The sequence below is a fragment of the Paraburkholderia phenoliruptrix genome, from assembly GCF_047325075.1.
Classification (GTDB): Bacteria; Pseudomonadota; Gammaproteobacteria; order Burkholderiales; family Burkholderiaceae; genus Paraburkholderia; species Paraburkholderia phenoliruptrix.
In genome coordinates, this window is the sequence record NZ_CP168530.1 from 1,318,747 (window position 1) to 1,342,204 (window position 23,458).

Annotated in this window: 23 protein-coding genes; 7 read left to right on the forward strand and 16 right to left on the reverse strand. The window is 66.3% G+C overall.

Annotated features, from left to right (window positions below; translation table 11 throughout):
- Window positions 1-51 precede the first annotated feature (51 nt).
- Window positions 52-2,415 carry a TonB-dependent receptor gene (locus ACEN8U_RS05865; protein WP_310108229.1) on the reverse strand — a complete coding sequence of 788 codons (2,364 nt, stop codon included), beginning with the start codon at window positions 2,413-2,415 and terminating at the stop codon, window positions 52-54.
- Window positions 2,416-2,618: 203 nt separating this feature from the next.
- On the opposite strand from ACEN8U_RS05865, the gene ACEN8U_RS05870 reads away from it, so the two are divergent.
- Window positions 2,619-3,641 (forward strand): histidine kinase, encoded by a 1,023-nt coding sequence (locus tag ACEN8U_RS05870; protein ID WP_310108227.1) that lies wholly within the window; start codon window positions 2,619-2,621, stop codon window positions 3,639-3,641.
- On the opposite strand, the gene ACEN8U_RS05875 is transcribed toward ACEN8U_RS05870, so the two are convergent.
- The 12 genes from ACEN8U_RS05875 to ACEN8U_RS05930 all read right to left on the reverse strand — a co-directional run bounded on the left by ACEN8U_RS05875 (window position 3,611) and on the right by ACEN8U_RS05930 (window position 15,184).
- Window positions 3,611-4,273 (reverse strand): response regulator transcription factor, encoded by a 663-nt coding sequence (locus ACEN8U_RS05875; RefSeq protein WP_310108225.1) that lies wholly within the window; start codon window positions 4,271-4,273, stop codon window positions 3,611-3,613. The genes ACEN8U_RS05870 and ACEN8U_RS05875 overlap by 31 nt on opposite strands.
- Window positions 4,274-4,275: 2 nt before the next feature.
- Window positions 4,276-5,526, reverse strand: coding sequence for a pyrroloquinoline quinone biosynthesis protein PqqE (pqqE, locus tag ACEN8U_RS05880; RefSeq protein WP_310108223.1), 1,251 nt, complete (start codon window positions 5,524-5,526; stop codon window positions 4,276-4,278).
- A 4-nt stretch (window positions 5,527-5,530) separates the two neighbouring features.
- Window positions 5,531-5,800, reverse strand: a complete 270-nt coding sequence (gene pqqD, locus ACEN8U_RS05885) for a pyrroloquinoline quinone biosynthesis peptide chaperone PqqD (protein WP_310108221.1) — start codon at window positions 5,798-5,800, stop codon at window positions 5,531-5,533.
- Entirely contained in the window at window positions 5,797-6,549 is a 753-nt protein-coding gene (gene pqqC, locus ACEN8U_RS05890; RefSeq protein ID WP_310108219.1) for a pyrroloquinoline-quinone synthase PqqC, read from the reverse strand. The genes pqqD and pqqC overlap by 4 nt, the downstream gene beginning before the upstream one ends.
- A 43-nt stretch (window positions 6,550-6,592) precedes the next feature.
- Complete coding sequence (gene pqqB / locus ACEN8U_RS05895) at window positions 6,593-7,513, reverse strand: pyrroloquinoline quinone biosynthesis protein PqqB (RefSeq protein ID WP_310108217.1); 921 nt, start codon at window positions 7,511-7,513, stop codon at window positions 6,593-6,595.
- Window positions 7,510-8,511 carry an alpha/beta fold hydrolase gene (locus tag ACEN8U_RS05900; protein ID WP_310108769.1) on the reverse strand — a complete coding sequence of 334 codons (1,002 nt, stop codon included), beginning with the start codon at window positions 8,509-8,511 and terminating at the stop codon, window positions 7,510-7,512. Before ACEN8U_RS05900 ends, pqqB begins: the two co-directional genes overlap by 4 nt.
- Before the next feature lie 53 nt (window positions 8,512-8,564).
- Window positions 8,565-9,131 (reverse strand): cytochrome b, encoded by a 567-nt coding sequence (locus ACEN8U_RS05905; protein ID WP_028359687.1) that lies wholly within the window; start codon window positions 9,129-9,131, stop codon window positions 8,565-8,567.
- Window positions 9,128-9,988, reverse strand: a complete 861-nt coding sequence (locus tag ACEN8U_RS05910) for a formylmethanofuran dehydrogenase subunit C (RefSeq protein WP_310108214.1) — start codon at window positions 9,986-9,988, stop codon at window positions 9,128-9,130. The genes ACEN8U_RS05905 and ACEN8U_RS05910 overlap by 4 nt, the downstream gene beginning before the upstream one ends.
- Entirely contained in the window at window positions 9,985-10,944 is a 960-nt protein-coding gene (gene fhcD, locus ACEN8U_RS05915) for a formylmethanofuran--tetrahydromethanopterin N-formyltransferase (RefSeq protein ID WP_310108766.1), read from the reverse strand. Before fhcD ends, ACEN8U_RS05910 begins: the two co-directional genes overlap by 4 nt.
- Window positions 10,945-10,984: 40 nt before the next feature.
- Window positions 10,985-12,685 (reverse strand): formylmethanofuran dehydrogenase subunit A, encoded by a 1,701-nt coding sequence (locus ACEN8U_RS05920; RefSeq protein WP_310108212.1) that lies wholly within the window; start codon window positions 12,683-12,685, stop codon window positions 10,985-10,987.
- Window positions 12,682-14,133, reverse strand: a complete 1,452-nt coding sequence (locus ACEN8U_RS05925; RefSeq protein ID WP_310108208.1) for a formylmethanofuran dehydrogenase — start codon at window positions 14,131-14,133, stop codon at window positions 12,682-12,684. Before ACEN8U_RS05925 ends, ACEN8U_RS05920 begins: the two co-directional genes overlap by 4 nt.
- A 304-nt stretch (window positions 14,134-14,437) precedes the next feature.
- Complete coding sequence (locus ACEN8U_RS05930; RefSeq protein ID WP_310108206.1) at window positions 14,438-15,184, reverse strand: HisA/HisF-related TIM barrel protein; 747 nt, start codon at window positions 15,182-15,184, stop codon at window positions 14,438-14,440.
- Window positions 15,185-15,197: 13 nt separating this feature from the next.
- Here ACEN8U_RS05930 and ACEN8U_RS05935 point away from each other — a divergent pair, with 13 nt between their 5' ends.
- The 3 genes from ACEN8U_RS05935 to ACEN8U_RS05945 all read left to right on the forward strand — a co-directional run bounded on the left by ACEN8U_RS05935 (window position 15,198) and on the right by ACEN8U_RS05945 (window position 18,109).
- Window positions 15,198-16,286, forward strand: a complete 1,089-nt coding sequence (locus ACEN8U_RS05935; protein ID WP_310108204.1) for an ATP-grasp domain-containing protein — start codon at window positions 15,198-15,200, stop codon at window positions 16,284-16,286.
- A complete protein-coding gene (locus ACEN8U_RS05940) occupies window positions 16,283-17,443 on the forward strand; it encodes a hydantoinase/oxoprolinase family protein (protein ID WP_310108202.1) in 1,161 nt (386 codons plus the stop codon). The genes ACEN8U_RS05935 and ACEN8U_RS05940 overlap by 4 nt, the downstream gene beginning before the upstream one ends.
- Window positions 17,444-17,518: 75 nt before the next feature.
- The gene (locus tag ACEN8U_RS05945; protein WP_310108199.1) at window positions 17,519-18,109 is read left to right on the forward strand and encodes an aspartate kinase; all 591 of its coding nucleotides are present in this window, start codon (window positions 17,519-17,521) and stop codon (window positions 18,107-18,109) included.
- 166 nt (window positions 18,110-18,275) lie between these two features.
- On the opposite strand, the gene ACEN8U_RS05950 is transcribed toward ACEN8U_RS05945, so the two are convergent.
- From ACEN8U_RS05950 to pqqA, 3 genes are all read right to left on the reverse strand, one after another.
- A complete protein-coding gene (locus ACEN8U_RS05950) occupies window positions 18,276-19,022 on the reverse strand; it encodes a (5-formylfuran-3-yl)methyl phosphate synthase (RefSeq protein ID WP_310108197.1) in 747 nt (248 codons plus the stop codon).
- Between the two features lie 137 nt (window positions 19,023-19,159).
- On the reverse strand, window positions 19,160-19,744 hold the full coding sequence (locus tag ACEN8U_RS05955; RefSeq protein WP_310108195.1) for a DUF447 domain-containing protein: 585 nt from the start codon (window positions 19,742-19,744) through the stop codon (window positions 19,160-19,162).
- Window positions 19,745-19,843: 99 nt separating this feature from the next.
- Window positions 19,844-19,918, reverse strand: coding sequence for a pyrroloquinoline quinone precursor peptide PqqA (pqqA, locus tag ACEN8U_RS05960; RefSeq protein ID WP_013342881.1), 75 nt, complete (start codon window positions 19,916-19,918; stop codon window positions 19,844-19,846).
- 442 nt (window positions 19,919-20,360) lie between these two features.
- Between pqqA and ACEN8U_RS05965 the strand changes: the two genes are divergently transcribed.
- The 3 genes from ACEN8U_RS05965 to cbbX all read left to right on the forward strand — a co-directional run bounded on the left by ACEN8U_RS05965 (window position 20,361) and on the right by cbbX (window position 23,434).
- On the forward strand, window positions 20,361-21,860 hold the full coding sequence (locus ACEN8U_RS05965; protein WP_013590483.1) for a ribulose-bisphosphate carboxylase large subunit: 1,500 nt from the start codon (window positions 20,361-20,363) through the stop codon (window positions 21,858-21,860).
- Between the two features lie 143 nt (window positions 21,861-22,003).
- On the forward strand, window positions 22,004-22,432 hold the full coding sequence (locus tag ACEN8U_RS05970; protein ID WP_014972037.1) for a ribulose bisphosphate carboxylase small subunit: 429 nt from the start codon (window positions 22,004-22,006) through the stop codon (window positions 22,430-22,432).
- A 3-nt stretch (window positions 22,433-22,435) separates the two neighbouring features.
- The gene (gene cbbX / locus ACEN8U_RS05975) at window positions 22,436-23,434 is read left to right on the forward strand and encodes a CbbX protein (RefSeq protein WP_310108194.1); all 999 of its coding nucleotides are present in this window, start codon (window positions 22,436-22,438) and stop codon (window positions 23,432-23,434) included.
- The last annotated feature ends 24 nt before the right edge of the window (window positions 23,435-23,458 follow it).

Below are 23,458 nucleotides of genomic sequence, written 5' to 3' on the forward strand. Positions count from 1 at the left end.
AGGTGAGTCATGCGCGAGGCGAGCAGGCCGCGCCTCGTCGCATGAGGACGTTCATTTCCACGCGTAGCGCAAGCCGACCCAGAAGCCGCGCGGCGCCCCCGGTCCGACGAACTGTTCGTTGATCGGGTTCGCGCCGTCGAACGTATGGTTCGGGCCGTTAAAGAAGTTTTCGCCGAGTGTGCCGAAGCTCGCATAGCGCTTGTCCAGCAGGTTCGTTACGCTGGCAAAGACCTGCAACTGCTTGCTGATCTGATAGGACGTGTCGAGGTCGACCAGCACATAACCGGCGATCTTGCCATTGACGTCCTGATTGTTTTCGTCGCCCTGTGCATAGATGCTGCCCCGCCAGGTGACGTTCGCGCCGACCTGCCATTTTGCGGTGGCCGCATAGTCGAGCTGTAGCTTGACCGTGTGCGCCGGAATACCCGGCACATCGTCGCCGGGCTTCACGCTGATATTGCCGTTTGCGTCCGCGCTGGAGTTGCTCGGGCTGTTTTCGGTCCATGCCGAACGGTAGGTGGCGTCGATATAGCTGTAGCTCGCGGTCACCGTAAGCGGTCCTGGCTGGCTGCGTCCCGACAGTTCGAACCCTTGCCGGCGCGTGCGCCCCACGTTCTGAAAAAAGCCCCTATTGCTCGCCGCGCCGTTGCTGGCGATGAACTCGATGTCGTTATCGAGCGTGGTGCGGTAGACGGCGGCACTCCAGCTCGTCGCCTGACCGATTCGCCCGCGCGCGCCGATTTCGAAGGTTCTGGAAATGACCGGTTGGAGCGACGGGTCGGACACGAAGTCGTTCGGCAGCGAGCACGGCGCGGCGGGGTCCGCACACGCGAGTTCGATTGCGGTCGGCGAGCGCATGCCTTCGTTGTAGGTGGCATAAGCCGTGAATGTCGAGGTCGGATTCCAGTTGATGCCGACAGCCGGATTGAAGCGCGAAAACGTATGGTGGCCGTTCAGTTGCGGCTGAACGCCGCTTTCGTCGCCAATGGTCGCATCCGCCCAGTTGTAGCGTCCCGCGAGCGTCAGCGACCATTGCTTCGTCAGCGATAAGGTGTCCTGCAGATAAATGCCGTAGTTGCCGTTATGGGTTTTTGCCGCGGTTTGCTGGGTGAAATCGTCAATGCCGACCGTCGCGCGCGAAGCCGTAAACACCGCGTCCTGCGACGATTGCGTGTAGCGCGAATTCGCAATGTCCGCGGACACGCCGGCAACAAACTGATTCTCCATGCCGCCGAGTTTGCCGAGCAGCGTGAGCTGCAGGCTCGCGCCGTAGCTGTCGGTGGCAACGACGGATTGTTCGTTGGTCGCCTGGGTGGTGTCGAGGTTGCCGTTGTCGTCGACGGAGCCGAAGTTCGGATTGACGTTGCTGCTGAGGTTGCTGTTGCGGAAGTGCCGGTAATACGCATTGCCGCTTAACTGCACGTTATCGTTGAAATAGTGCTCGCCCGCGAGCGTCACATAGCCCGCGCTGTTCAGGTTCTGATCCGGGTACGTGTAAGGCTGCTTCGGATTGCCAAGGAACGAGCGCGGAATGGTCTGTGCGCCGTGCAGGTCATTGTCCGCGCCGCCCGCCGACAGCGACAGCGTGGTGTCGGCGTCGGTATAACGCAGCTTGCCGAAAATCTGCCGCACGCGGCTCGCGTTCTGCTCGGCCCAGCCGTTGTCGTTGGCGACGTTGCCGGTCACGTAGTAGTCCAGATTGTGACCGATGGTGCCGCCCTGTTCGATCTGCGCGGTCTTGCGGCCCCACGAGCCGAGCGCTACTTCGGCCTCGCCGCCGGGGCTCGTCTTGCCGTTTTTTGTCGTGATGGCCAACGCGCCGCCGAGCGTGTTCAGCCCATAGGTCGGGCTCGAACCGGGGACCAGTTGAATGGTGTCGATAGCCTGTTGCGGCAGCACGTCCCAGTTGACCACGTCGCCGAACGGCTCGTTCACGCGCACGCCGTCGACGAACACCGAAATGCCTTGCGGCGTGCCGAGGAGCGGCGATGCGGTGAAGCCGCGATAGTTGACGTTCATCTGATACGGATTGCCCTGCGCATCGGCGATATCCACACTCGGCAGGTTTTTCGCGAAGTAATCGGTCAGCGTATTGCGGTGCTGCGCCTCGATGTCGCGCGCGCGCACGGTCTGCACATTGGCCGGCACCTGCGCGAGCGGCGTGCCGATGCCGAGAAGCGGCGTCGTGCCGATCACTACGACGGGCGCAAGCGTGGTGGACGGCGTGTCGTTGGCGGCATCGGCGGTTTCCGCGGAGGGCGCTGCGGGCGGCGACGCCGCCACCGCGGGCTCTGCCTGTGCCCATGCGCCCGCTGACAGGCTCGCGAGCGCGCTGCCGAAGCCCAGCGTGATGCGGGCCCGCCGCCGCAGGCTCAGAGCGGGCTTCGCGCGGCGCGTGCGTGACGAGAAGGTCATGGGTATGTCTCCTGCCGGTTGGACGCTTTGTTCGTGGCGCAGCCGCGGGCGGCATACGTAGCGCTTTTTTTCAAGGTGTGCAAAGCTTCGCATGCGCCGCCGCGCGAAAGCTCGGGAGCTTTTCCCGAAATAGCGAGGAAGCGTTCCCCAATGCGTTGCAATGAAGCTTCGTGTCCGACCGGCCTGAGTAGAATGCAAACGTGATGTCGAGCGAACCCGTCCAACCTTCGTCAGTGCGCCGCGATCCGCCGTCCTCGGCGGTTCCGCGCGATCTCGCCTGCGTGCTCGCGCTGACCGTGCTCGCGGCCACGCTCGGCTCGCTGTTCGATGTGAGCGAGCGCGCGTACCGGTGGACGCGCGGGCTCGAGCGCTTTCAACTGGACGAGTTGCCGCTGACGCTCTGCGTGCTGTCGTTGGGGCTTGCATGGTTCGCGTGGCGCCGCTATCGCGAGACGCGCCGCGAACTCGCGCATCGCCGCGTGCTCGAGCAGGAGGCCGAACGCCTGCTCGCGGACAACCGGCGCCTCGCCACAGAAGCGTTGCAAGCCGAGGAACTCGAGCGTCGCCACCTCGCGCGCGAACTGCACGACGAACTCGGCCAGTATCTCAACGCCATTTCGCTCGACGCCGCGCGCATCCGCGATTTGTCCGATGCGCGCGAGCCCGAGATCCATCGCATCTCGCTCGCTGTGATGCAAAGCGCGAGTCACGTGTACCGGCAGATCGGCGGCATGATCCGCCGCTTGCGGCCCATCGGTCTGGACGAGTTCGGCTTGCCGAGTGCGCTCGAACATTGCGTCGACGGCTGGCGCGAGCGGCTGCCCGAGGCGTCGTTCTCGCTGACGATCGAAGGCGATTACACTGGACTCAGCGACACGCTCACGATGACGCTTTACCGGCTCGTGCAGGAAGGGCTGACGAATGTCTCGAAGTTCGCGCGCCGCTCGCGCGTGGAAGTGTTCATGGTGCGTGCGCCGCGCGAGGCGCAGTCGCCCACGAAAAACGCCGGGAAAACCGGGCCCATCGACGAAATCGTCGTGACCATGGCCGACGACGGCCCCGGCGTAGACCTCGATGCCCCGCGCGCGGGGCTGGGTCTCATCGGCATGCGCGAGCGCGTCGAGGCGCTCGGCGGCGAGTTTCATGTTGCGAGCAAGCCCGAGGGCGGCTTTCTCTTTTGCGCGCGCTTGCCCGCTCACGCGGGACTGGCGGACCCGGTGAACTGAAGGCCGAGGCGGCTCGCCATTTGCGCGAGCTGCACGCCGTTGTCCGCGCCGAACTTCTGCCGGATCACCGACTGATGATTGGCCACCGTCTTCTGGCTGAGTCCCAGCTTCTCAGCGATGCTCGGCAGCGTATAGCCTTGCACGAGCAGGCGCAGCACCTCGAATTCGCGCGCGGACAACTGCCGGCCAGGCGGGCCCTCGCTGAAAGCATTGCGCAACGCAAGGGCCTGCGAAATGTCGGGGCTCAGATAACTGGCGCGCCTCGCGATGGTGCGCACCGCTTCGACGAGCACGTCGGGCGCGCTTGCCTTCGTCACGTAGCCGAGGGCGCCTGCGTCGAGCGCGCGGCGCACGAAGATCGCCTCTTCGTGGACACTGAAAATCAGCACGCGCGCATCCGGCTCGCGCGCGAGCATGCGCCGCATCGCTTCGATCCCGCTTGCGCCGGGCAACGAGACGTCCATAACCACGACATCGGGCCGGAGTGCGCAGAAGCGCTGATAGGCCTGCGCGGCGTCGGCTGCTTCGCCGCACACCTGCACGTCGGCGTTCAGTTCCAGCAGGCGGCGGTAGCCCTCCCGCACCACGGCGTGATCGTCGACGAGCAACACTGAGATGTCCGCCGTTGTCATGCTCAGTCTCCGGTGGGGCCGCCGTTGTTCGGCGCGCTGTCTGGTGCGTGATGGGCCAGATTGTCAACCGCTTGAGCCGCTGGAGCTGCTCGCGCGGCCGTCAGCTTGCGCGAGTTCGCATCGTTACGGAACACAATGGGCTGCTCACGCGGCTCGCGTGCCAGAGCGGCGAGGCGTGTCACATCGACTACTTTTTCGTGCGACGGCGACTTGTCGCAGACGGGGTCCGCATTGGCCGCATCGCCCGTGAGCAGGTACGCCTGGCAGCGGCAGCCGCCCAGGTCGCGCTCTTTTTCCTCGCAACTGCGGCACGGTTCTTTCATCCACTGCAGGCCGCGAAAGCGGTTGAATGCATCGCTCTCATACCAGATGTCGGAGAGCGGCGTGTCCTTCACATTCGGCAGCACGAGTCCGGGCAGCGCGCGCGCCGCATGACAGGGCAGCGCCGCGCCATCCGGCGCGACGCCGAGAAAGACCGCGCCCCAGCCGTTCATGCAGCGCTTGGGGCGCCGCTCGAAATAGTCCGGCACCACAAAAAAAATCTTGCAGCGCTCGCCGTGCGTTCGGCGATAGCGTTCGACCACCGCTTCGGCTTCGTCGAGCTGTTCGCGGGTCGGCATCAATTGCGCCTGATTGTGATGCGCCCAGCCGTAATACTGTGTGTTGGCGAGTTCCAGATATTCGGCGCCCATGGCGAGCGCCATCTCGATGATCTTGTCGACATGCGGCAGGTTATAACGATGCAGCACGCAGTTCAGCACCATCGGAAAGCCATGCCGCTTGATCGACGCCGCGACGCGTTGCTTGAGGTCGAAGGTGCGCGTGCTGCTCAGAAAGTCGTTGAGCTCCTGGGTCGAGTCCTGAAACGACAACTGGATGTGATCGAGGCCGGCGGCTTTCAGGTCGCCGAGGCGTTTGTCCGTGAGACCGATGCCCGAGGTGATCAGGTTCGTGTAGAAGCCGAGCGAGCGTGCTTCGCGCACCAAGACTTCGAGATCGTCGCGCATGAGCGGCTCGCCGCCCGAAAAACCCAATTGCGCGGCGCCGAGCGCGCGCGCCTCGCGCAGCACGCGGAGCCACTCGTCCGTGCTCAGTTCGCGGTTGTGCCCGGTATAGTCGACGGGGTTGTAGCAGAACGCGCAATGCAGCGGGCAGCGATACGTCAGCTCCGCGAGCAACCACAGCGGCGGCGCGACGCCGCCCGGCGCGGTTGCCGGCTGTGCGTCGGCAACGGGTTGCGAGAGATCGGTCATTGCGCTACTCCAGCCATCCGCGCGAGTGCGCTTCGGTCACGAAGGCGCGTACCTCGGGACCGAGCCCCCTCGCGTTGAACGCCTGCTCCAGGTCGGCGATCAGCGCGTTCATGTCGCGCGTGCCGTCGCAACGTTTGAGGATTTCCGCCGCGCTCTGATTGAGCTTCACCATGCCTTCCGGATAGAGCAGCACGTGAGCGTTCTGCGCGGGTTCCCATTGCAGACGGAAGAGCTTGTTGAGCGCGGGACGGTCGGCGTTGAGCATGTCGTTCATTGCGGAAAAGCCTTTTCGATGGAGTCCAGCATGGTCCACAAAATGTCGAGCTTGAACTGCAGGATCTCGAGCGCGCGTTCCTGCTGTTCGCGCCGCGTGAAGTAATCCAGTGTGACTTCCAGGCCGTGCTCCACGTCGCGCTGCGCGAGCGTAATGCGGGAGCGGAAATACGCGAGACCGGACGCCTCGATCCACGGATAGTGTTCGGGCCAGCTCGCGAGCCGGTCGCGGTGCACTTGCGGCGCGAACATTTCCGTCAGCGACGAGCACACCGACTCCTGCCACGGCGCGCGGCGCGCGAAATTCACGTAGGCATCCACAGCAAAACGCACGCCGGGTGTGACGTGCCTGAGCGACCAGAGTTCGTCGCGCGACAGGCCCACCGCGTCGGCGAGGCGCGCCCACGTTTCGATGCCGCCTTCCTCGCCGCCGTAGCCGTCGTGATCGAGAATGCGCTGCACCCAGCGGCGCCGCGTTGCGCGGTCGGGACAATTGGACAGCACGGCCGCGTCCTTCAGCGGAATATTGATCTGATAGTAGAAGCGGTTCGCGACCCAGCCGCGAATCTGTTCGCGCGAGCATCCGCCGCTATTCATCTTCACATTGAACGGATGATGAATGTGGTACGCGGTGCCCTTCGCGCGCAACTGCGCTTCGAATTCCTCGCGCGTCCATGCGCGTTGGCCGGCGCTTTCGCCGCTGGGCGCACTGTACTGTGCCGCTGTGCCCAAGGTGTCTTTCGCGTTCATGCAATCTCCAGTTCATGCGCGGCGTGCGCTGCGTGCGCGCGCCTCATAGTTCGAAGGTCATGCCGTCGTGCGCGACTTCAATGCCGTGCTCGCCAAGAATGCGCCGCTCAGGGCCGTCTTCGACGAGAATCGGATTCGTGTTGTTGATGTGGATCAGGACCTTGCGTGTGTCCGGGGTGCCGAGCGAATCGAGTACTTCGATCATGCCGCCGGGTCCGGATTGCTGCAAATGTCCCATATCCGCAGACGTTTTCTTCGAGAGGCCGAGGCGGATCATTTCGTCGGCAGTCCACAAGGTGCCGTCCACAAGCAGCAGATCCGCTTTGCGCATCGCCTCGAGCACATGTGGTTCGATCGCGCCGAGGCCAGGCGCGTAGAACGCGCGCTTGCCGGTCTGCCGGTTCGTGAAGAGGAGTCCGATGTTATCGCCGAGCTCGGGCGCGTTGCGATGCGGCGAATAGGGCGGTGCCTTGCTGGACAGCGGCAGCGCGTCGATCTGCACGCCGGGCAGCGCATCCACGGCGAGCGGCGCGCCGTCCAGCGCAATGCGGCGATGCTCGACGCCGCAGTAGTGCGAAAGGATCGGCGCAATGGGAAAGCCGCTTGTGAGGTCCTGCCAGACGGCGTCGGTCGCATGGAGCGGCAGCGGCGTGTCGCGCTCGCGCAGCATCAGGAGTCCGGTGACGTGATCGATCTGCGCGTCGATGACGAGCACGGCAGCAATGCCGCTGTCGCGCGCGCGGCGGGCCGGCTGCAATTCCGGGTTGGCGGCGATCTGCGCGAGCAGGTCGGGCGACGCGTTCACGAGCAGCCAGTCCTCGCCGTTCTCGCTCACCGCAATCGACGATTGCGAGCGGCGGGTGGCCTTGACGGTGCCGCGCCGCACGCCGTCGCAATTGCTGCAGTTGCAGTTCCACTGCGGAAAACCGCCTCCCGCCGATGAGCCGAGTACCTTGATCTTCATGCCGCGCGGCGCAGCGTGCGCCCCTCGTGAGTGGGTGAAAGAAACAGCGTGGCAAGCGCGCGGGCCACGCCTGCGTGCAACGCGGGGTCGCTGGCGAGATGGCCGCCCTGGGCGCATTCGATGTGTGCAGCCGGAACCGCCCGCGCGAGGCGTCGCACGTTATGTGGTGGACACACCGGATCGCGCGAGCCGTGCACCGCCGCAAGCGGCACGCCGGCCGCGGCGGCGCGGCGCGCGAGCGACAGCAGGCGTGTTTCTCCGAGCCAGCAGCGATGCATCAGGTAATGCGCCTGAATGCGGTACTTGTCGACGAGTTTGCGCGCATCCTTGCGCGAAAGCCTCGCGGGCGACAGCTTGCGGCGCGTGCCTGCACTCGCGAGCACGGCGTTTTCATAGCCGCGCCATGCGAGGGCGAGCGCGCGTTGTTGCGCCTCGCTCGCGCCGCCGCGTTGCAGCCGCGCATGGCAGCAGGCGAGCAAAGCCGCGGGCCGCCTGCAGCGCGCGGCGGCGCGGAGTTTTGCAAAGGCACGCGGCGCGCGCTTGCGCGACGTGACGAAGAGTCCGCGAACTTCGCGCGTCGACGTGAGAAAGAGGCCGCGCAGCACGACGCCTGTTACCGCTTGCGGATGCCGTCCCGCATACGCGAGCGCGAGCGCGGCGCCCCATGATCCGCCGAGCACGCCCCAGCGTTCGATGCCGAGGCGCAGCCGCACGGCTTCGATGTCTTCGATCAGCTGGTCGGTGCGGTTGCGGCGCACGCCGCCCCGCGGCGTGGAGCGGCCGGTTCCGCGCTGGTCGATCAGCACGACTCTGAAGCGCGTGAGATCGAAGAGCCGCGTTGCCTCCGGCTGGCTGCCGCTGCCCGGGCCGCCGTGCAGGACGACGACCGGTACGCCGTTGGCGGCGCCCGCCACCGCGAACGCAACACGGTGAGCGTCGCGCGTGCGCAGTGTGCCGCGCGTCAGCGCCGGCACATTGGCGCGGGGCGCTTGCGGCAGGCCGACAGACGAGCCCAAGCCCGCGCCCGCGCGAGAAGCGATGCGCGCGCGTCTCACGGCAACATCCTCGCGAGCAGATTGTCGCGGTCGATCCACTGATGCTTAAGCGCCCCCGCCACATGCAGCACGATCAGCGCGATCAGCACATAGGCTGCGATCTCGTGAATGCCGAAGAACAGTTCGCGCAGACCCGCGTCGTCCCAGCCCCACTTCGGCAGAGGAAGTCCCCAGAAACGCGTTCCATAGCGATTGAACGACGAACCGAGATAGCCCGACACGGGCATCGCCACCATTGCTACGTATAAAAGACCCTGCGTAGTGCGCGCGGCGGCGCGTTGCCACGGTCGCATCGGCGGCAGCGGCGGCCGGTGAAAGGCCGCACGCGCCGCGATGCGCAGAAGCACCAGCAGGAAAACCGTCAGTCCGATGGATTTGTGAAGGTTCAGCAGTGTCGCCTTGACCGGCAAACCCTTCGGCAGTCCGACCATATAGAGGCCGAGTGCGAGCAGTCCGATGATGCCGAACGCAATCAGCCAGTGCAGCGCGATCATCGAGCCGGCGTAGCGCGGCGCGGATGCGTCGGCGCGACGCTCGGGGCAAGAAGTAGGCACGGTCGTCATCTCTGTCTCCCTGGTTCGCCCACCACGAGTATTTCGCCGCGCCCGTCGACGGCGGCGTCGCCCGCATAGCGGTGCGGCAGCGCGGCCGCGCGCCACTGCGAGAAGGGCGCGATTTCGCCCGCGAGGCTGCGTACGAGCAACGACCAGAACACGTCGAAGCCGCGGCCGCCGTCGGCGAAGGTCGGCGGCAGATAAGTGGGACGCTGCGCAAGCAGCAGGGTTCCGCGTCTCATACCGTATGCATAATGCGCGCCCACCCGGCCGGCGATGCCGACAGTGCCCGCCACCAGCCGCGACGCCGCGAAGTCGCCCGCATCGCCGCCCACCAGCACGAGCCCGCGGCGCATCCGGTCCGCGAGGCGCGCCCCCGCGTTTCCGTGGATCGTCAGCGTGCCGCCCGTCATCCCTTCCATGTCGCCTGCAAGCGCGCCCGCCGCGAAATCGCCGCAGTGGCCCGCCACCGTGAGGCGTCCGCCGCGCATTTCGCAGGCGGTGAAGTGACCGGCGTCGCCGTCGATACGCAACACGCCGCCCGCCATCTGGAAGCCGCTTTGATCGCCCGCTGTGCCGCGCACGATCAGATGGCCTTGCGTCATGTGCGCGCCGAGACGGTCGAGCCACGGCACGGCATCTTCGATCACGAGCGCGGGCTCGGCGCCCTGGGCGTCAGGCGCCGGGTCGCCGCTGCGCGCCACGTCGAACAGATCGGCGATGACGCAACGATCGTTGCCGGCAGGCAGCACCATGCGTTCGATCTCGGCGACGGCACGCGCCGCGAGCGGCGCGGGCAGCAGCGCCGACGCATCGACGCGAAAACCAGGCGCAGTCTTCACGCGCAAGGTGGTCACGACGCTCATGCGCTGCTCCCGCCGAGACCGGCCGCCAATTCGTGAAGGTGGAAGTGATATGGGCCGAGCTTGCCGCCGTAATTGCCCGCGGAAATGCGCAGCAAACCGCCCGCGTGCCCGCGCCCCGCAGCGGCGAGGATGCCCGCAGTCATGGCGGCACCGACGTCCGCTTCGGTCAATCCGTCGATCACGATCTCCAGCACGCAGCCCACGTCCGCGCCCAGTTCGCTGCGCGGCGAGAGGCCGGTGAGCGTGGGGCAGAACGCGTCGTTGGTGGATGCGCTCGCGCCTTGGTACTTCGACCCGACTTTCGATCCCGAGCGCACCACGCCGCCCGGAAACGGCAGAATCACGTTCGGCAGCCTGCGCATGGCGGCGACGGCGGCCTCGGCGGCGGCGAGCGCCGCGTCCATGTCGCGCGCGAGCAGGATCAGGTTGCCGCCGCCCACCGCCTTGACGGTGGGCGCGGTTTCTTCGCAGACGAACTCGCCGTCCATGACCGGCACGCGCCAGTAGCGCGTGTCGCCGAGCATCTTCGAAATTTGCCAGCCGTCGCCGAAAAAGCGCAGGTTTTTGCCGAGCGGCGCGAGGTCTGACAGCGGCGCACGGCTTGTTTGCGGATCGATGCCGCGATACACGGCGGTGGTCGGGCACGTCAGCACGCATTGGCCGACGCGCCGCTCGATCTGCCTCGCCAACTCCTTCGACGACACCGCGAACAGCAGCACTGCAACGCCGGGCCGGCCGTCCGGCGTTTCCTCGTTTTCAAGCGTGCGCTCGACGCCGGCCTCGCAGCCGCAGCCGATCACCGAGGTCGCGAAGCCCGTCAGCGAGTGCGCGGCCTGCATTGCCCACGCCGGCGTATGCGCGGTGATGACGAGCCGCGTCGCCTTCATCGGGAAAGCTTCCGCGAAGGTGGCGTCGATCGTCGTGCCGTTGATCTGCAGGGTCGGCGTGTCGCTCATCGTGTGCGGGTCACCGTTTGGGGCAGCGAGTTCAGCCATATCAGGCGTGCGCGAAGCATTCGACCGGCAACAGCTTGCCGCCGCGGCAGCACTGGCAAATCTCGTCGTTGCTGATTGCGGCATGGGCGAAATTGCTCGCGAGATTCGCTTCGCTGTAGGCGCGCACGCGCTTATCGATGCCGCGGTCGAAGTCCGGCGAGACGAAATGAATGCCGCCTGTCGGCGTGGCCACGAGCGTGCCGTCGCGCGCCACCAGTTCGCCGTCCTTGAACACATAGGCGGGCGACGTGAACATCCGCTCGCGATCCGGCTCGTCGCGATACACGGCAATGTCCGCCGCGGCGCCCACGCCCAGATGGCCGCGGTCGCGCAAGCCGAGCAGACGCGCCGGTCCCGCGCGCGTGATGATCGCGATCTCGTACAGCGAGAATTCGCGCGTCAATTGCGGCAAGGCGCTCGCTGCCTGCGCGTCGGCGTGCAGCTTCGCGAGCTGTTCGTCGCGAAACGACTTGTCCATCAGGAGGCGGATCAGATGCGGATAGCTCGTGAACGGGCCGCCGTTCGGATGATCGGTCGTCATCGCGACGCGCCACGGGTCGTCGACCAGCAGAAAGATTTCGAGCCCGATGATCCACTGCAGCGCATTCACATAGCTCTGCTCACGATAGCGGAACGGCACCACGCCGCAGCCCGCGTCGCATTCGATATCGCCGACGACCCACTTGTGCGGCCGCGCAAGCGGCGCATTGCGGAACTGCATCATCGTGTCGCCGGACGCGGTAACCGTCTGTCCGAAGATGATCTGGCCCACGTCGATCGAGACATTGGGCCGCGCGTTCACGGCTTCTGCGATACGCCGCGCGCCCGACGAAAATTTGAGCGGCCCCTCGGTGCCGTAGCTATGAAACTGGATATGCGTGAGATGGACGGGCAGGCCGTCGGCGGCGTCCATTGTCGCGATGGTCGAATCGATGTTGCCCGGCACGCCGAGGTTGCTCGCGTGCACATGCAGCGGATGCGGCACGCGCAAGTCGGTCAGCGCGCGCGTCAGCGTGTGCAGCACTTCGCGCGGCGTGATGCCGTAGTGCGCGTGCGGTTCGTCGACATCGAGCGAACGCTGGTTGAATTTGAACGCCGAAATGCCGCCCGGATTGACGACCTTCACGCCGAGCGCCTTGCTCGCATGAATCGTCCAGCCGACGTAGTCGCGCAGGCGCTCGAAGTCTTCGCGCGCGGCCAGCATCTGCAGGAACAGTTCGTCGTTGCCGAGCATCACGTACGCGCCGTGGTCGATGATCGGCGTGTCGCCCATTTCGAGGTGCGTATGGCGCGCGTTGGACGGCATCATCGCCGGTTCGAACGCGGCGGTGTATCCCATTTCGGCATAGCGGTAGCCGGTGGCGAGCGTGCCCGGCGCGCACACGCCGCAAGAGGGCAGCCGCAGATAGCGGCCGCTGGCGTCCTGCACGGATTCGTAGGCGGCATCGCGCGCGGGATCGTTGCGATGATCTTCGGGCAGCAGGAGCCGCGACAGATTGGTCTTGCCGCCGCCGATATGCGAATGCATGTCGATGCCGCCCGCCATCACGATCATGCCGGAGGCGTCGTATTCGCAATCGGCCGGGACATTCGCGGGCACGTCGACGATGCGGCCGTCGCGGATTGCCAGGTCGCGGCGTTCGCCGTCCACGCCGTTAGCCGGGTCGAAGAGCGTGCCGCCTTTGAGCCGGACGAGCGTCATGGCCGCACCTGCGCGGAGGAGGCGGACGAAGCCGCCGACTGCGCAGCCAACTGCGCAGCCAACGGCGCAACAGCACAAGGCGCCGGGGGCCGCCCGGCAAGTTGCGCGGCGACGGTGGCGACTGACGGAAGGCCGGCACCGCGCGCGGCGGCAAGTGGCATCACAACCGAACTGTCGAGCCGAAACAGATGCCCGCCGCTGTCGATGCCCGGCGTCGCGACCGGAATGAACACGGTGCCCTTGCCGCGTGCCGCCGCCGTCTGCGCAAGCGCCGGGTGGCCGAGCACGATGGCCGGCACGCCGTCGGCGAGGCCTTGCGGCCAGGCGGGGGGCGCAAAGCTCGCGACCCACAGGAGCGCGTCGATTGCGTCATCGGCGAGGAGTTTTTTCGCGCGATAGCGATACGGATCGTGATCGAGCGGGGCGCTCCCTGCCATGCGCGCGGGTGTCGACACGCGAGTCCGGAGCGGCAGGCCCGACAGCCACGTCACCGTCTGGTTGACCGTCAAGGCGCCGTCGTCGCCGCCGAGCGCGAGGCCGCCTGCGCGCGTGGTCAGATTCGACGCCTTGACGATCCGGTTCAACGCTTCGATCAGCAGCGCGGCGTGCGGGCCTGGCAGCGAAGCGGGCTCATAGACGAACACCGTGTAGCGTGCCGCGTCGATGCGAGCCTGCAGCGCCTGCAATACAGCGAGTGTCTGCTGCACGTCCGATGCATCCGCGACATCCTGATGCAGCGCAGTCGGCGGACGCCTGTCGCTCACCGTGGACCACAGCGCGAGGATGTCGAACGGATCGGCGTTCGCCAGGAGCGACTCCACGCGCACGTTCTCACGGCCGCTCGCCGCCGGGTCCGCTTCGCAGCCGATGAACACGAGTTCGCGCGGCGTCGCCGTTGCGTCGATGGTGCGCGCATAAAAGCGCGGATAGCGCCGCGACGGCTGGCAGCCGAAGAAGAGCAGCAGATCGGCGCGCGCGCGCACTTCGGAAAGCGTCGTGAAGAACGAGCCGCGGTCCTGAAACGCAAGCGTCGCCGCACTCAGCGCGTCGCCATGCTGGTGATCGAGTATCGCGCCGCAGCCCGCGGCCAGCGTGTACAGCGCGCGCGCGCCGGCCACATCGGTCGCGAGGCCGCCGAACAGGGGCCGCCGCGCGGCCGAAAGTATCTGCGCAGCACGCGTGAGCGCCGCTTCGAGTTCCACTTCGTCTCCATCGATGCTCGCACGGCACGAGGCGTCGCCCGCACCGTAGCACGCGAGCGCGTGCATGAGGCGCGGGCAGTCGGTGTTGGGCACGGAGAGCGTCGCGTCCTTATGCGATTCGATGGTCAGGTCATCGCACAGCAGCGGACAGAACGGACACGTCCAGTCGCGTGTGACCGCTGAGGCGCCGGCGTGGGGCGCGCCCGCGGGGCTGGTCGTCGACGGATCGGTGGGCGAGAGGTGCATGGGCCGACTTTTAGCAAGCTCCATGCCGATGAGTTTCGTCGCCCTGCCCGAACGTGCTGTCGAACGGGGCGTGCCAATGTGATGCCGCGCTTAAACCATTGCACGTGATGGGTAGTGCGCGCCCGTGCGCTCCGCAAGGTCGACGCTGTACCGCCGCGCCACTGCGTCAGTCTGGCGCAGCGCACAGGTTGTGTGTCGTTCTGGAGCAGAGTGTCACGCGCGGTTTGCCAAAGCGCGATAAAGCTTGCCGATTGTTTACCTCGACCCGTTGTCCGCCGATTGGCATAGAACTTGTTTTGCTGGCCTACGTCGATGCGACGAGCGGGATGCCGATGCGGCGGTCGTGCAGCGCGGACGCGACAAGCCACGCGCTTGCGCCGGTGCGCGCCGCGGCTGCCATGTCGTCGGAATCGCGAATGCCGCCTGCGCCGATCACCTCGGTATCGGCGGGCGCGTTGGCACGAATCTGTTCGAAGGTAGCGAGATCCGGGCCGTCGTAGCTGCCGACGTGGTCGAGCGTCATGGCGATGACCCGGCGCGGCCACCACGCGCGGGCGGGCCCGGCACCATCGTGAAGGTCGGGCGCGCCGAGCAGCCGGCCCGCGCGATGGTCGAGCGAGAGGATCGGCGAAAAGCCCGCGGCTTGCGCAGCACGCGGCGCGTGAATGTCTTGCAGCGATTCCGTGCCGAAGACCGGCACGAGCGTCGCGGCAGCGTGCGGCGCGGGCGGGCCGCTCGCGTCGATGCGCGCGAAGAGCGCCTGCATCGACGGGTAGTCGGCATAACCCGCGTCGAGCCAGATGTCGATGCCGGGCAGCGCGGCGCGCAACGCAGCGAGCGCTTCCACGTGAGCGCGCTGCTGAAGGATGGCGCCGAGGTCGGCGATATAGAGCGTGCGGGCGCCGCTCGCGGCGAGCAGCGCGCGGGCGATCGTGAGCGGCTCGCTGCCGACGGCCAGCGACGAACGTATCGGCAGATAAGCGGCCCGTTCGCCGCGCACGGCGCGCACGACGTGGCCGTCGAGCAGATCGAGAACCGGTATCACCTGCATAGGGGCGCATCCTTTGACCAAGATCTTTGTCTTCGAGTATCTCACCGGCGGCGGCATCGACCCCGCGCTGGCCGACGCGGGGAGTCTCGCCGACCTGAGCGCGCTGATCGTCGAAGGCCGTGTGATGCGCGACGCGCTCGTCGCGGATCTGCGCAAGCTCGACGGTATCGAGGTGAGCTTTGCGAGTTCGCGCTTCGAAAATGTCGATCCGGCGCTTGCTCATTGTAGGGCCGCGCCCGGCGAATCGATGACGGCCTTTGTCGCGCGCGCGGCGCGCGAGCACGACTATGCGTGGATCGTCGCGCCCGAATGCGACGGCTTGCTGCTGCATCTTTACGACGCGGTCGGCGCGGCGCGCTGGCTCGGTTGCGCGAAGGAGGCGATCCGCGTCGCGTCGAGCAAGAGCGCGACCGCCGCGTGTCTCGCGGCGCACGGCATTGCGACGACGCCGGCCATCGAGCCCGGCGAGGCGGCGGCCCACACGGGCAGCAAGTGGGTGGTGAAGCCGGACGACGGCGCGGGCGGCCTCGACACGTTCGTATTCGACGATTTCGCCCACGCGTGTGCCGAATACGACGTGCGCGCGGCGGCCGCGCGCAATCCGGTGCTGCAGGCGTGGGTCGACGGCGAGCCGCTGAGCCTTTCGCTGATCTGCGACGGCGCGCGAGTCGAACTCGTCAGCATCAACCGGCAACGGATCGGTCTGTCCGAAAGCAAAGGGGCGAGGCAGCACGCGAGCATCGTCGAATTCGACGGCGTGACGGTCAATCAGATCGACAGGGCAAGCGACCAGGGCAAGGCGCTGGGCGAGCTCGCCCAGCGCGTCGCGAAGGCGCTACCGGGGCTGCGCGGCTTCGCCGGAATCGACGTGGTGTGGCATCCGTTGCGCGGCCCAGTCGTCATCGAGGTCAATCCGCGCCTGACGGTCGCCTACGCGGGGCTGTCTGCCGCGCTTGGGCGCAACCTGGCGGCGAGCTTGCTGGCGGCGCACGGCGTGCGCATTCGGGCGCGCGAGTCCGCGCAAACGCGTGAACCCGGCGAGCCGCCCGCCGCGGCGGCGCGCGCCTTCGACACTCAGTCCGCTTGCGGAGCACAGCCATGAACGCACCTCGCATGGAATCCATGGGCCGCTCGCCGGTATTCGGCTGGGACGTCGGCGGCGCGCACGTGAAGGTGTCGGTGACCGGCGCGGGCGGCGGCGTCCTCGATGTCGCTCAGTGGGCGTGCCCGTTGTGGCAGGGCCTCGAACATCTCGAACGCACGATCGATCTCGTCTTCGAGCGCTGGCCGGTCGCGAAGACCTACGCGGCGCGCCATGCCGTGACGATGACGGGCGAGATGGTCGACCTGTTCGAGGACCGCGCGCAAGGCGTGCGCGCGATTGCCGCGGCGCTCGCGCAGCGGCTCGGGCCGCGCGTCGCTTTTTATGCGGGCGACGCCGGCTGGTTGACGCCCGAGACCTGCACCGCCGGCTGGCGCAGCGTCGCCTCGGCGAACTGGCTCGCTACCGCGTGCTGGGTCGCGACGCGCGTGCCGAACGCGCTGCTGATCGACATCGGCAGCACGACCACCGACATCATTCCGATTGCCGACGGCCGTGTGGTTGCGCGCGCATCGACCGATGCCGGGCGCCTTGCGACCGGCGAGCTCGTCTATCAGGGCGTGGTGCGCACGCCGCTGTGCGGGATCGCGCGGCGCGTCGAATTCGGCGGCGCGGCGGTCAATGTCATGAACGAATGGTTCGCGACCACGGCCGACATCTACCGGCTCACCGGCGAACTGGTGCCGCAATACGACCTGTACCCGAGCGCCGACAATGGTCCCAAGACGGAATTGGCGAGCCGCAGACGGGTTGCGCGGATGATCGGCCGCGACGCGCATGAAACGAGTCCCGCCGAATGGCGCGCGTTTGCGCTGCGCTGGCGCGAACTGCAGTTGCGAGAGATCGGCGCGAACCTGATGCGCGTGACGGCCGCGCACCCCGATCTGGCGGCCGCGCCGCTCGTGGGCGCCGGTTGCGGACGGTTTCTCGTGGCGGCCCTCGCGCGGGAGGAGGCGCGCGGTTACATCGATTTCGGCGCGCTGGCGGCGGGATGTTCAGAAGGGCCAGGTGCGGCAGCAGGGGCACGGGGAGCCGATTGCGATGACTGGGCGGCGACCTGTGCGCCGAGCGTCGCGGTGGCGTTGCTTGCAGCGACGCGTCATGTCGAGGCCGGCGAGGGGGCTCATCACGCGGACGCGGCGTTTCGGGCGGCGTAAGGAGGCAAGCGCATCAGCGAACACGCAGGGAAGCGGACAAGCAAACGTGGTTAATCGCAAACGAGGACAACGATCATGTGGGTGGTCAAGATCGGGGGCAGCCTGAGTCACGAGCCGGCGCTGCGCCAGTGGCTCATGGAGCTGTGCGAGGTGGGGGGCGGGCGCATCGTCATCGTCCCGGGCGGCGGCGATTTCGCGGACAAGGTGCGGCAATACCAGAGCGAATGGTGTTTCGACGATCTCGCCGCACACAACATGTGTCTGCTGGCGATGACCCAGTACGCGCTCCTCATGCAAGGCGTGCTGCCCGAACTCGTGCTTGCGTCGAGCGAGGCGAAGATCCGCCGCGCGCTGCGCGACGGCCATGTCGCCGTATGGGTGCCGACGGCGTTGATGCGCGACACGCCCGACGCGATGAGCAACTGGGACACGACCTCGGACAGCCTCGCTGCCTGGCTCTCGACCATGCTCAACGCCGAGCGGCTGATCGTAGTGAAGTCGTGTCCGATAGCGGGCAACGAGCGGCTCGACACGCTCGCGGCCGCGGGCGTGGTGGACCGCCGCTTCGTCGATTACGTGAATGAAGCCAACTACGTGGTCGAGCTTTTCAACAAGGACAATGTCGAATTGATGCGCGACCGGCTGTTGAATATGCCGGTGATTTGAAGGGGAGGTGCGCTGGCGCCGTGAAGTGATGAGGCCGCGGCAGCATGCGTCGCAAAGGGGGCGGGCGCGCCTGTCGCGTGCGATGCGCGTGCAATGCGCCCGATAAGCGCCCGCTAGCCACGCTCCAGGCGCGCCAGAGCGCCTGGAGCGGAGCGCGCCGCAATTTCTACACGGATATTGCACTCCCTGTCGCCAACGAACCCGCCGCGCTCCCCGCAGCACGAACACCGCCCGCGCGGCTATGCAGCGCTTGCGCCCATTGCGCGACGCGCTCGGGATCGAGCCGCGAGCGCCGGCCATCGACGCACAACGCTGTGCGGAACCCCGCCACATCCGGCGCCAGCGCGCGAATCTGCGGAAGCTGCGCCCAGCCGAGCGAGCCCGCGAGGCCGCCCATCGCGCCGCGCACTCGCGCGAGCCGCAGCCAGCGTGCAAGCGAGTCGCCGTCCACGTGATCGAACAACGTACTGCCGTCTTTGGCCGAGGTGTCGAACATCAAGCCCGCAAAACCGAGCGACGCTGCATGCTCGACCAGTTCGCCGTCCATGCCGCCGTCGCATAGCAGTACGGGGACGACGGTCGCCGGCAGATTCGCCAGTTGTTCGAGGCAACGGCGTGCGGCCGGGCCGGGCGTCACGCCCACTTTCACGTAATCGACGCCGGTGTCGCTCACATCGATCACGCGTGCGGCGATGTCATCGAGCGCTTCAGGCGGAAGGTCGCCGATCGTCGCGCTGATCGGCTTCACCGGATAGCGGGCGCGGAGCTCGCGGACAATGCGCGCGATGTCGCCGAGCGACACGCCGCCGAGCGCACCCGTGTTCGGCTCCTTCAGGTCGATCAGGTCCGCGCCGGCGCGGGCGGCGTCCAACGCTTCGTCGTGCGAGCGCACGCTCGCCAGCAATGCCGTCATCGGTGTTCTCCGAAAAGAGCGGAAAAAACGGGGAAAAGCAGGGCAATGAGGAATTTCGCGGCAGACCTCAACAGCAGACCGGGCGCCGAACCAGGCCGCCAACCGGGAGCCAACTAAGCAGCCAACTAAGCAGCCAACTAAGCAGCCCGCCCGCCGGGCGCCGCAGACCGCTCGCGGTGCCGCGCGATAGCCGACGTGAGCCAGCCCCACGCGGTGCGTTCGGCCTCGCCGGCGGTCTTGTCGATCGCGATCTGCAGATAGGCCATCTCGCGGTCCACCTTGTCCGCGGGCAGCATGAAAAGCCGGCTCACGAGAATCGCGCCTTCGACGACGGCTGCCTGCGCGCGGTTGAACCCGGTGAACGGCGCATGCGTTTCGCGGTGCACGCATTTCATGCGCAGCGCGGGACGCTCGCTATCGTCGCGCAATTCGTGCAGCTCGAGCTCGGCATGCGCGAGCGATTCGACGAGCCTCACGCTCGCGACGCGGCTCGCGGCGAGCGTCGGCCAGTCGGTCGCGCAATGCGTGACGCAACCGGCGAACACGCGGACATCGGTCGTGAAATTGAGCACCGCCGCACGCGTGGCGACAATGTTGTCGAGCGTGACGGACGGGCGAAAAGGCGACAGGATGACAAACTCGCCCTCGTAGCGGGCTCCCATCGGCGCGACATGAGGACGGCCATCGCACGCTGCAGTAGTGACGATCGTTTCGTGGATCATGGATGGGAACGCGTGTCGTGGCAGCGCTTCGGGCCGCCCGTGTTGCTGACGATGATCAATCGGTCCGCAGAGGGGCCGCATCACGCGGCCCATGCGGGCTTAACGCGTAGCGATATACATCGTGATTTCGAAACCAAAACGCATATCGGTGTAGCTCGGAGTCGTCCATTGCATAGATGCTTCCTCCATTGGTTGATTCAGCGTCATGCCGTCGGCCCGGCCGGATGCCGGACTTCATGGGCATGGTGGACTACGCAAGCTTCGTGCCGGACCTGCGACGGCACCGCTCGCAGTCAATGCACCGCCGCGCGAAGAATCCGGCGGCATTTCATGCGGCGCACTGTTCCGATATTGCAGCAAAGTGTGCCACCCCGCGCGAAAGACCCTGGTGCGGGTGTCACTTAGGGACTATTTGCAGGCCGGCCCTTCGCGTGCGTCGAGCAACAGGCGTGTCGCTCCATCTGCCAAAACCCCGCCCCACGATATGCGATGAATAACGGATCGATTAAGCCTGCCAAATAAAATCGTGAATTCCCGTTCATGGCCGCCTTGCCTACAGTGCACACAAGCGCTTCGTGTTTCCGGCAGCGCGCCTGTCCACCATCGAGGATACGTCATGAACGATTTCAGCCAACCGGCGATCGAATCCCTCCACAAGCCGCGCAATGCAGGCGATCCCCGCGAGCGCTATGCCGCAGGCGTCATGAAGTACCGCGAGATGGGCTACTGGCAACCGGACTACACGCCGAAAGACACGGACGTGATCGCACTTTTTCGCATCACGCCGCAGCCGGGCGTGGAGCCCGAGGAAGCGGCCGCGGCGGTGGCCGGCGAATCGTCGACGGCCACCTGGACCGTGGTCTGGACCGACCGGCTGACCGCGTGCGACATGTATCGCGCCAAAGCATATCGCGTCGATCCGGTGCCTGCGTCCAACGCGGGCGAGCCGCAGTACTTCGCGTACATCGCGTATGAACTGGATCTGTTCGAGGAAGGCTCGGTCGCGAACCTGACCGCATCGATCATCGGCAATGTGTTCGGCTTCAAACCGCTGAAAGCGCTGCGTCTCGAAGACATGCGCATACCTGTTGCTTATCTGAAGACCTTCCAGGGACCGCCGACAGGCATCGTCGTCGAACGCGAGCGGCTCGACAAATATGGGCGGCCGCTGCTCGGTGCAACGGTGAAGCCGAAGCTCGGCCTGTCGGGCAAGAACTATGGCCGCGTCGTATACGAAGGCTTGCGCGGCGGCCTCGATTTTCTGAAGGACGACGAAAACATCAACTCGCAGGCGTTCATGCACTGGCGCGACCGCTTCCTCTTTTCGATGGAAGCGGTGAACCGCGCGCAAGCCGAAACCGGCGAAGTGAAAGGGCACTACCTGAACGTAACCGCCGGCACGATGGAGGACATGTATGAGCGCGCGGAATTCGCGAAGGAACTCGGTTCATGCATCGTGATGATCGACCTCGTGATCGGCTGGACCGCGATTCAGTCGATGGGACGCTGGGCGCGCAGGAACGACATGATTCTCCACCTGCATCGCGCGGGACACAGCACCTACACGCGCCAGCGCAATCACGGCATTTCGTTTCGTGTAATCGCGAAATGGCTGCGTATGGCGGGCGTGGATCACGCGCACGCGGGCACGGCAGTCGGCAAACTGGAAGGCGATCCGCTGACGGTGCAGGGCTTTTACAACGTGTGCCGCGAGGCGCGCAACGAGGTGGACCTGTCGCGCGGCCTCTTCTTCGATCAGCCGTGGGCGGGTTTGCGCAAGGTGATGCCGGTGGCCTCCGGCGGCATTCACGCGGGACAGATGCATCAACTGCTCGAACTGTTCGGCGACGACGCGATTCTGCAGTTCGGCGGCGGCACCATTGGTCATCCCGGCGGCATTCAGGCGGGTGCCGTGGCGAATCGCGTCGCGCTCGAAGCGATGGTGAAGGCGCGCAACGAGGGGCGCGACATCCGCCACGAAGGGCCGGACATCCTGGAAGCCGCGGCGCGCTGGTGCGGGCCGCTCAAGCAGGCGCTCGACACATGGCGCGACGTGACCTTCAACTACGCGTCGACTGATTCGCCGGATTTCGCGGCGACGCCGACCGCGGCTTAAGTGATTCCAATGACTTTAGCGGCTCGAATCACTTAACGCCGCGTCGAAAGTTTCAACGTGCAGGTCTGCAGCAGTGGCGACCCGCTGCGCGTGAGACCCTGTGCGCCGTCGAACATGGCAGTCAATCAATCGCGAGGTACGTCATGCGTATTACACAGGGCACGTTTTCCTTCCTGCCTGAATTGACCGACGAGGAAATCAGTTTGCAGATCGACTATGCATTGAGCCAGGGCTGGGCCTGTTCCGTCGAATTCACCGACGACCCGCACCCGCGCAATACCTATTGGGAAATGTGGGGCCTGCCGATGTTCGACCTGCACGACGCAGCAGGCGTGCTGCAGGAAGTGAAAGCCTGCCGCGCGGCTCGACCCGATCACTACATCAAGATCAATGCGTTCGATTCGGTGCGCGGCTTTGAGACGATGCGCCTGTCGTTCATCGTAAATCGTCCGGAGGAAGAGCCGGGCTTCCGCCTCACACGCGAGGATGGGCCAGGGCGCGTGCAACGTTATGGGCTAGCGGGTTACGCGAGCGAGCGGCCCGCCGGCCAACGCTACGGTACGGAGCGCTGAGCCATGAATCTCGCGCTGCCGCCGAATATCGATCTCGCCGCGCTGTATCGCGACTCGGGCATCGGCGAGGTGCTCGCGGAACTGGACCGCGATCTCGTCGGCCTCGCGCCGGTCAAGACCCGCATTCGCGAAATCGCCGCGCATCTGCTCGTCGAGCGTGCGCGCGAATCGCTCGGTCTTGCGAGCGGCGCGCCCACGCTGCATATGTGTTTCTCCGGCAATCCGGGCACGGGCAAGACGACAGTCGCACTGCGCATGGCCGAGGTGCTGCACCGGCTCGGCTACATTCGCCGCAATCATCTTGTCTCGGTGACGCGCGACGATCTGGTCGGCCAGTACATCGGCCACACCGCGCCGAAAACGCGCGATGTGCTCAAGCGCGCGATGGGCGGCGTGCTGTTCATCGACGAAGCGTATTACCTGTACCGTCCCGAGAATGAACGCGACTATGGTCAGGAGGCCATAGAAATCCTGCTGCAGACCATGGAAAACCAGCGCGACGATTTGGTCGTGATTCTGGCCGGTTACGCGTCGCGCATGGAGGTGTTCTTTGAGAGCAACCCGGGATTTCGCTCGCGCATTGCGCATCACATTACGTTTCCCGATTACGGCCACGCGCAATTGCTCGAGATTGCCGAGCGCATGCTCGCGACGATGCACTACCGCTTTGACGCCGACTCGCGGCGCGCTTTCGCGGACTACCTCGCGTTGCGCACGCGTCAGCCGAATTTTGCCAATGCGCGTTCTGTGCGCAATGCGCTCGACCGCTCGCGGCTGCGCCAGGCCAACCGTCTTTTTGCCAAGGCGATGGAAGGCGGCGCGCCGATCGATGCGGCCGCCTTGACGCTGATCGCCGCCGGGGATATTCGCGCGAGCCGCGTATTCGCCGAGCCGCTCGCGCAAGCCGACGCGGCGGGTGCATTGGGCGATGCCGCAAGCGCTGACGCGTCAAACGCCGACGCGCCCGGCGCGCGGCGCGCCGCCGCGGCGCCGCCGGGCTGAAACAGAACAACCTCAGGAGATCGC

Excerpts from the sequence above, each read along its gene's own strand:
- ACEN8U_RS05865 (WP_310108229.1), bottom strand. The coding sequence starts at position 2,415 with ATGACCTTCTCGTCACGCACGCGCCGCGCGAAGCCCGCTCTGAGCCTG.
- ACEN8U_RS05870 (WP_310108227.1), top strand. The coding sequence starts at position 2,619 with ATGTCGAGCGAACCCGTCCAACCTTCGTCAGTGCGCCGCGATCCGCCG.
- ACEN8U_RS05875 (WP_310108225.1), bottom strand. The coding sequence starts at position 4,273 with ATGACAACGGCGGACATCTCAGTGTTGCTCGTCGACGATCACGCCGTG.
- pqqE (WP_310108223.1), bottom strand. The coding sequence starts at position 5,526 with ATGACCGATCTCTCGCAACCCGTTGCCGACGCACAGCCGGCAACCGCG.
- pqqD (WP_310108221.1), bottom strand. The coding sequence starts at position 5,800 with ATGAACGACATGCTCAACGCCGACCGTCCCGCGCTCAACAAGCTCTTC.
- pqqC (WP_310108219.1), bottom strand. The coding sequence starts at position 6,549 with ATGAACGCGAAAGACACCTTGGGCACAGCGGCACAGTACAGTGCGCCC.
- pqqB (WP_310108217.1), bottom strand. The coding sequence starts at position 7,513 with ATGAAGATCAAGGTACTCGGCTCATCGGCGGGAGGCGGTTTTCCGCAG.
- ACEN8U_RS05905 (WP_028359687.1), bottom strand. The coding sequence starts at position 9,131 with ATGACGACCGTGCCTACTTCTTGCCCCGAGCGTCGCGCCGACGCATCC.
- ACEN8U_RS05910 (WP_310108214.1), bottom strand. The coding sequence starts at position 9,988 with ATGAGCGTCGTGACCACCTTGCGCGTGAAGACTGCGCCTGGTTTTCGC.
- fhcD (WP_310108766.1), bottom strand. The coding sequence starts at position 10,944 with ATGAGCGACACGCCGACCCTGCAGATCAACGGCACGACGATCGACGCC.
- ACEN8U_RS05920 (WP_310108212.1), bottom strand. The coding sequence starts at position 12,685 with ATGACGCTCGTCCGGCTCAAAGGCGGCACGCTCTTCGACCCGGCTAAC.
- ACEN8U_RS05925 (WP_310108208.1), bottom strand. The coding sequence starts at position 14,133 with ATGCACCTCTCGCCCACCGATCCGTCGACGACCAGCCCCGCGGGCGCG.
- ACEN8U_RS05930 (WP_310108206.1), bottom strand. The coding sequence starts at position 15,184 with ATGCAGGTGATACCGGTTCTCGATCTGCTCGACGGCCACGTCGTGCGC.
- ACEN8U_RS05940 (WP_310108202.1), top strand. The coding sequence starts at position 16,283 with ATGAACGCACCTCGCATGGAATCCATGGGCCGCTCGCCGGTATTCGGC.
- ACEN8U_RS05945 (WP_310108199.1), top strand. The coding sequence starts at position 17,519 with ATGTGGGTGGTCAAGATCGGGGGCAGCCTGAGTCACGAGCCGGCGCTG.
- ACEN8U_RS05950 (WP_310108197.1), bottom strand. The coding sequence starts at position 19,022 with ATGACGGCATTGCTGGCGAGCGTGCGCTCGCACGACGAAGCGTTGGAC.
- ACEN8U_RS05955 (WP_310108195.1), bottom strand. The coding sequence starts at position 19,744 with ATGATCCACGAAACGATCGTCACTACTGCAGCGTGCGATGGCCGTCCT.
- ACEN8U_RS05965 (WP_013590483.1), top strand. The coding sequence starts at position 20,361 with ATGAACGATTTCAGCCAACCGGCGATCGAATCCCTCCACAAGCCGCGC.
- ACEN8U_RS05970 (WP_014972037.1), top strand. The coding sequence starts at position 22,004 with ATGCGTATTACACAGGGCACGTTTTCCTTCCTGCCTGAATTGACCGAC.
- cbbX (WP_310108194.1), top strand. The coding sequence starts at position 22,436 with ATGAATCTCGCGCTGCCGCCGAATATCGATCTCGCCGCGCTGTATCGC.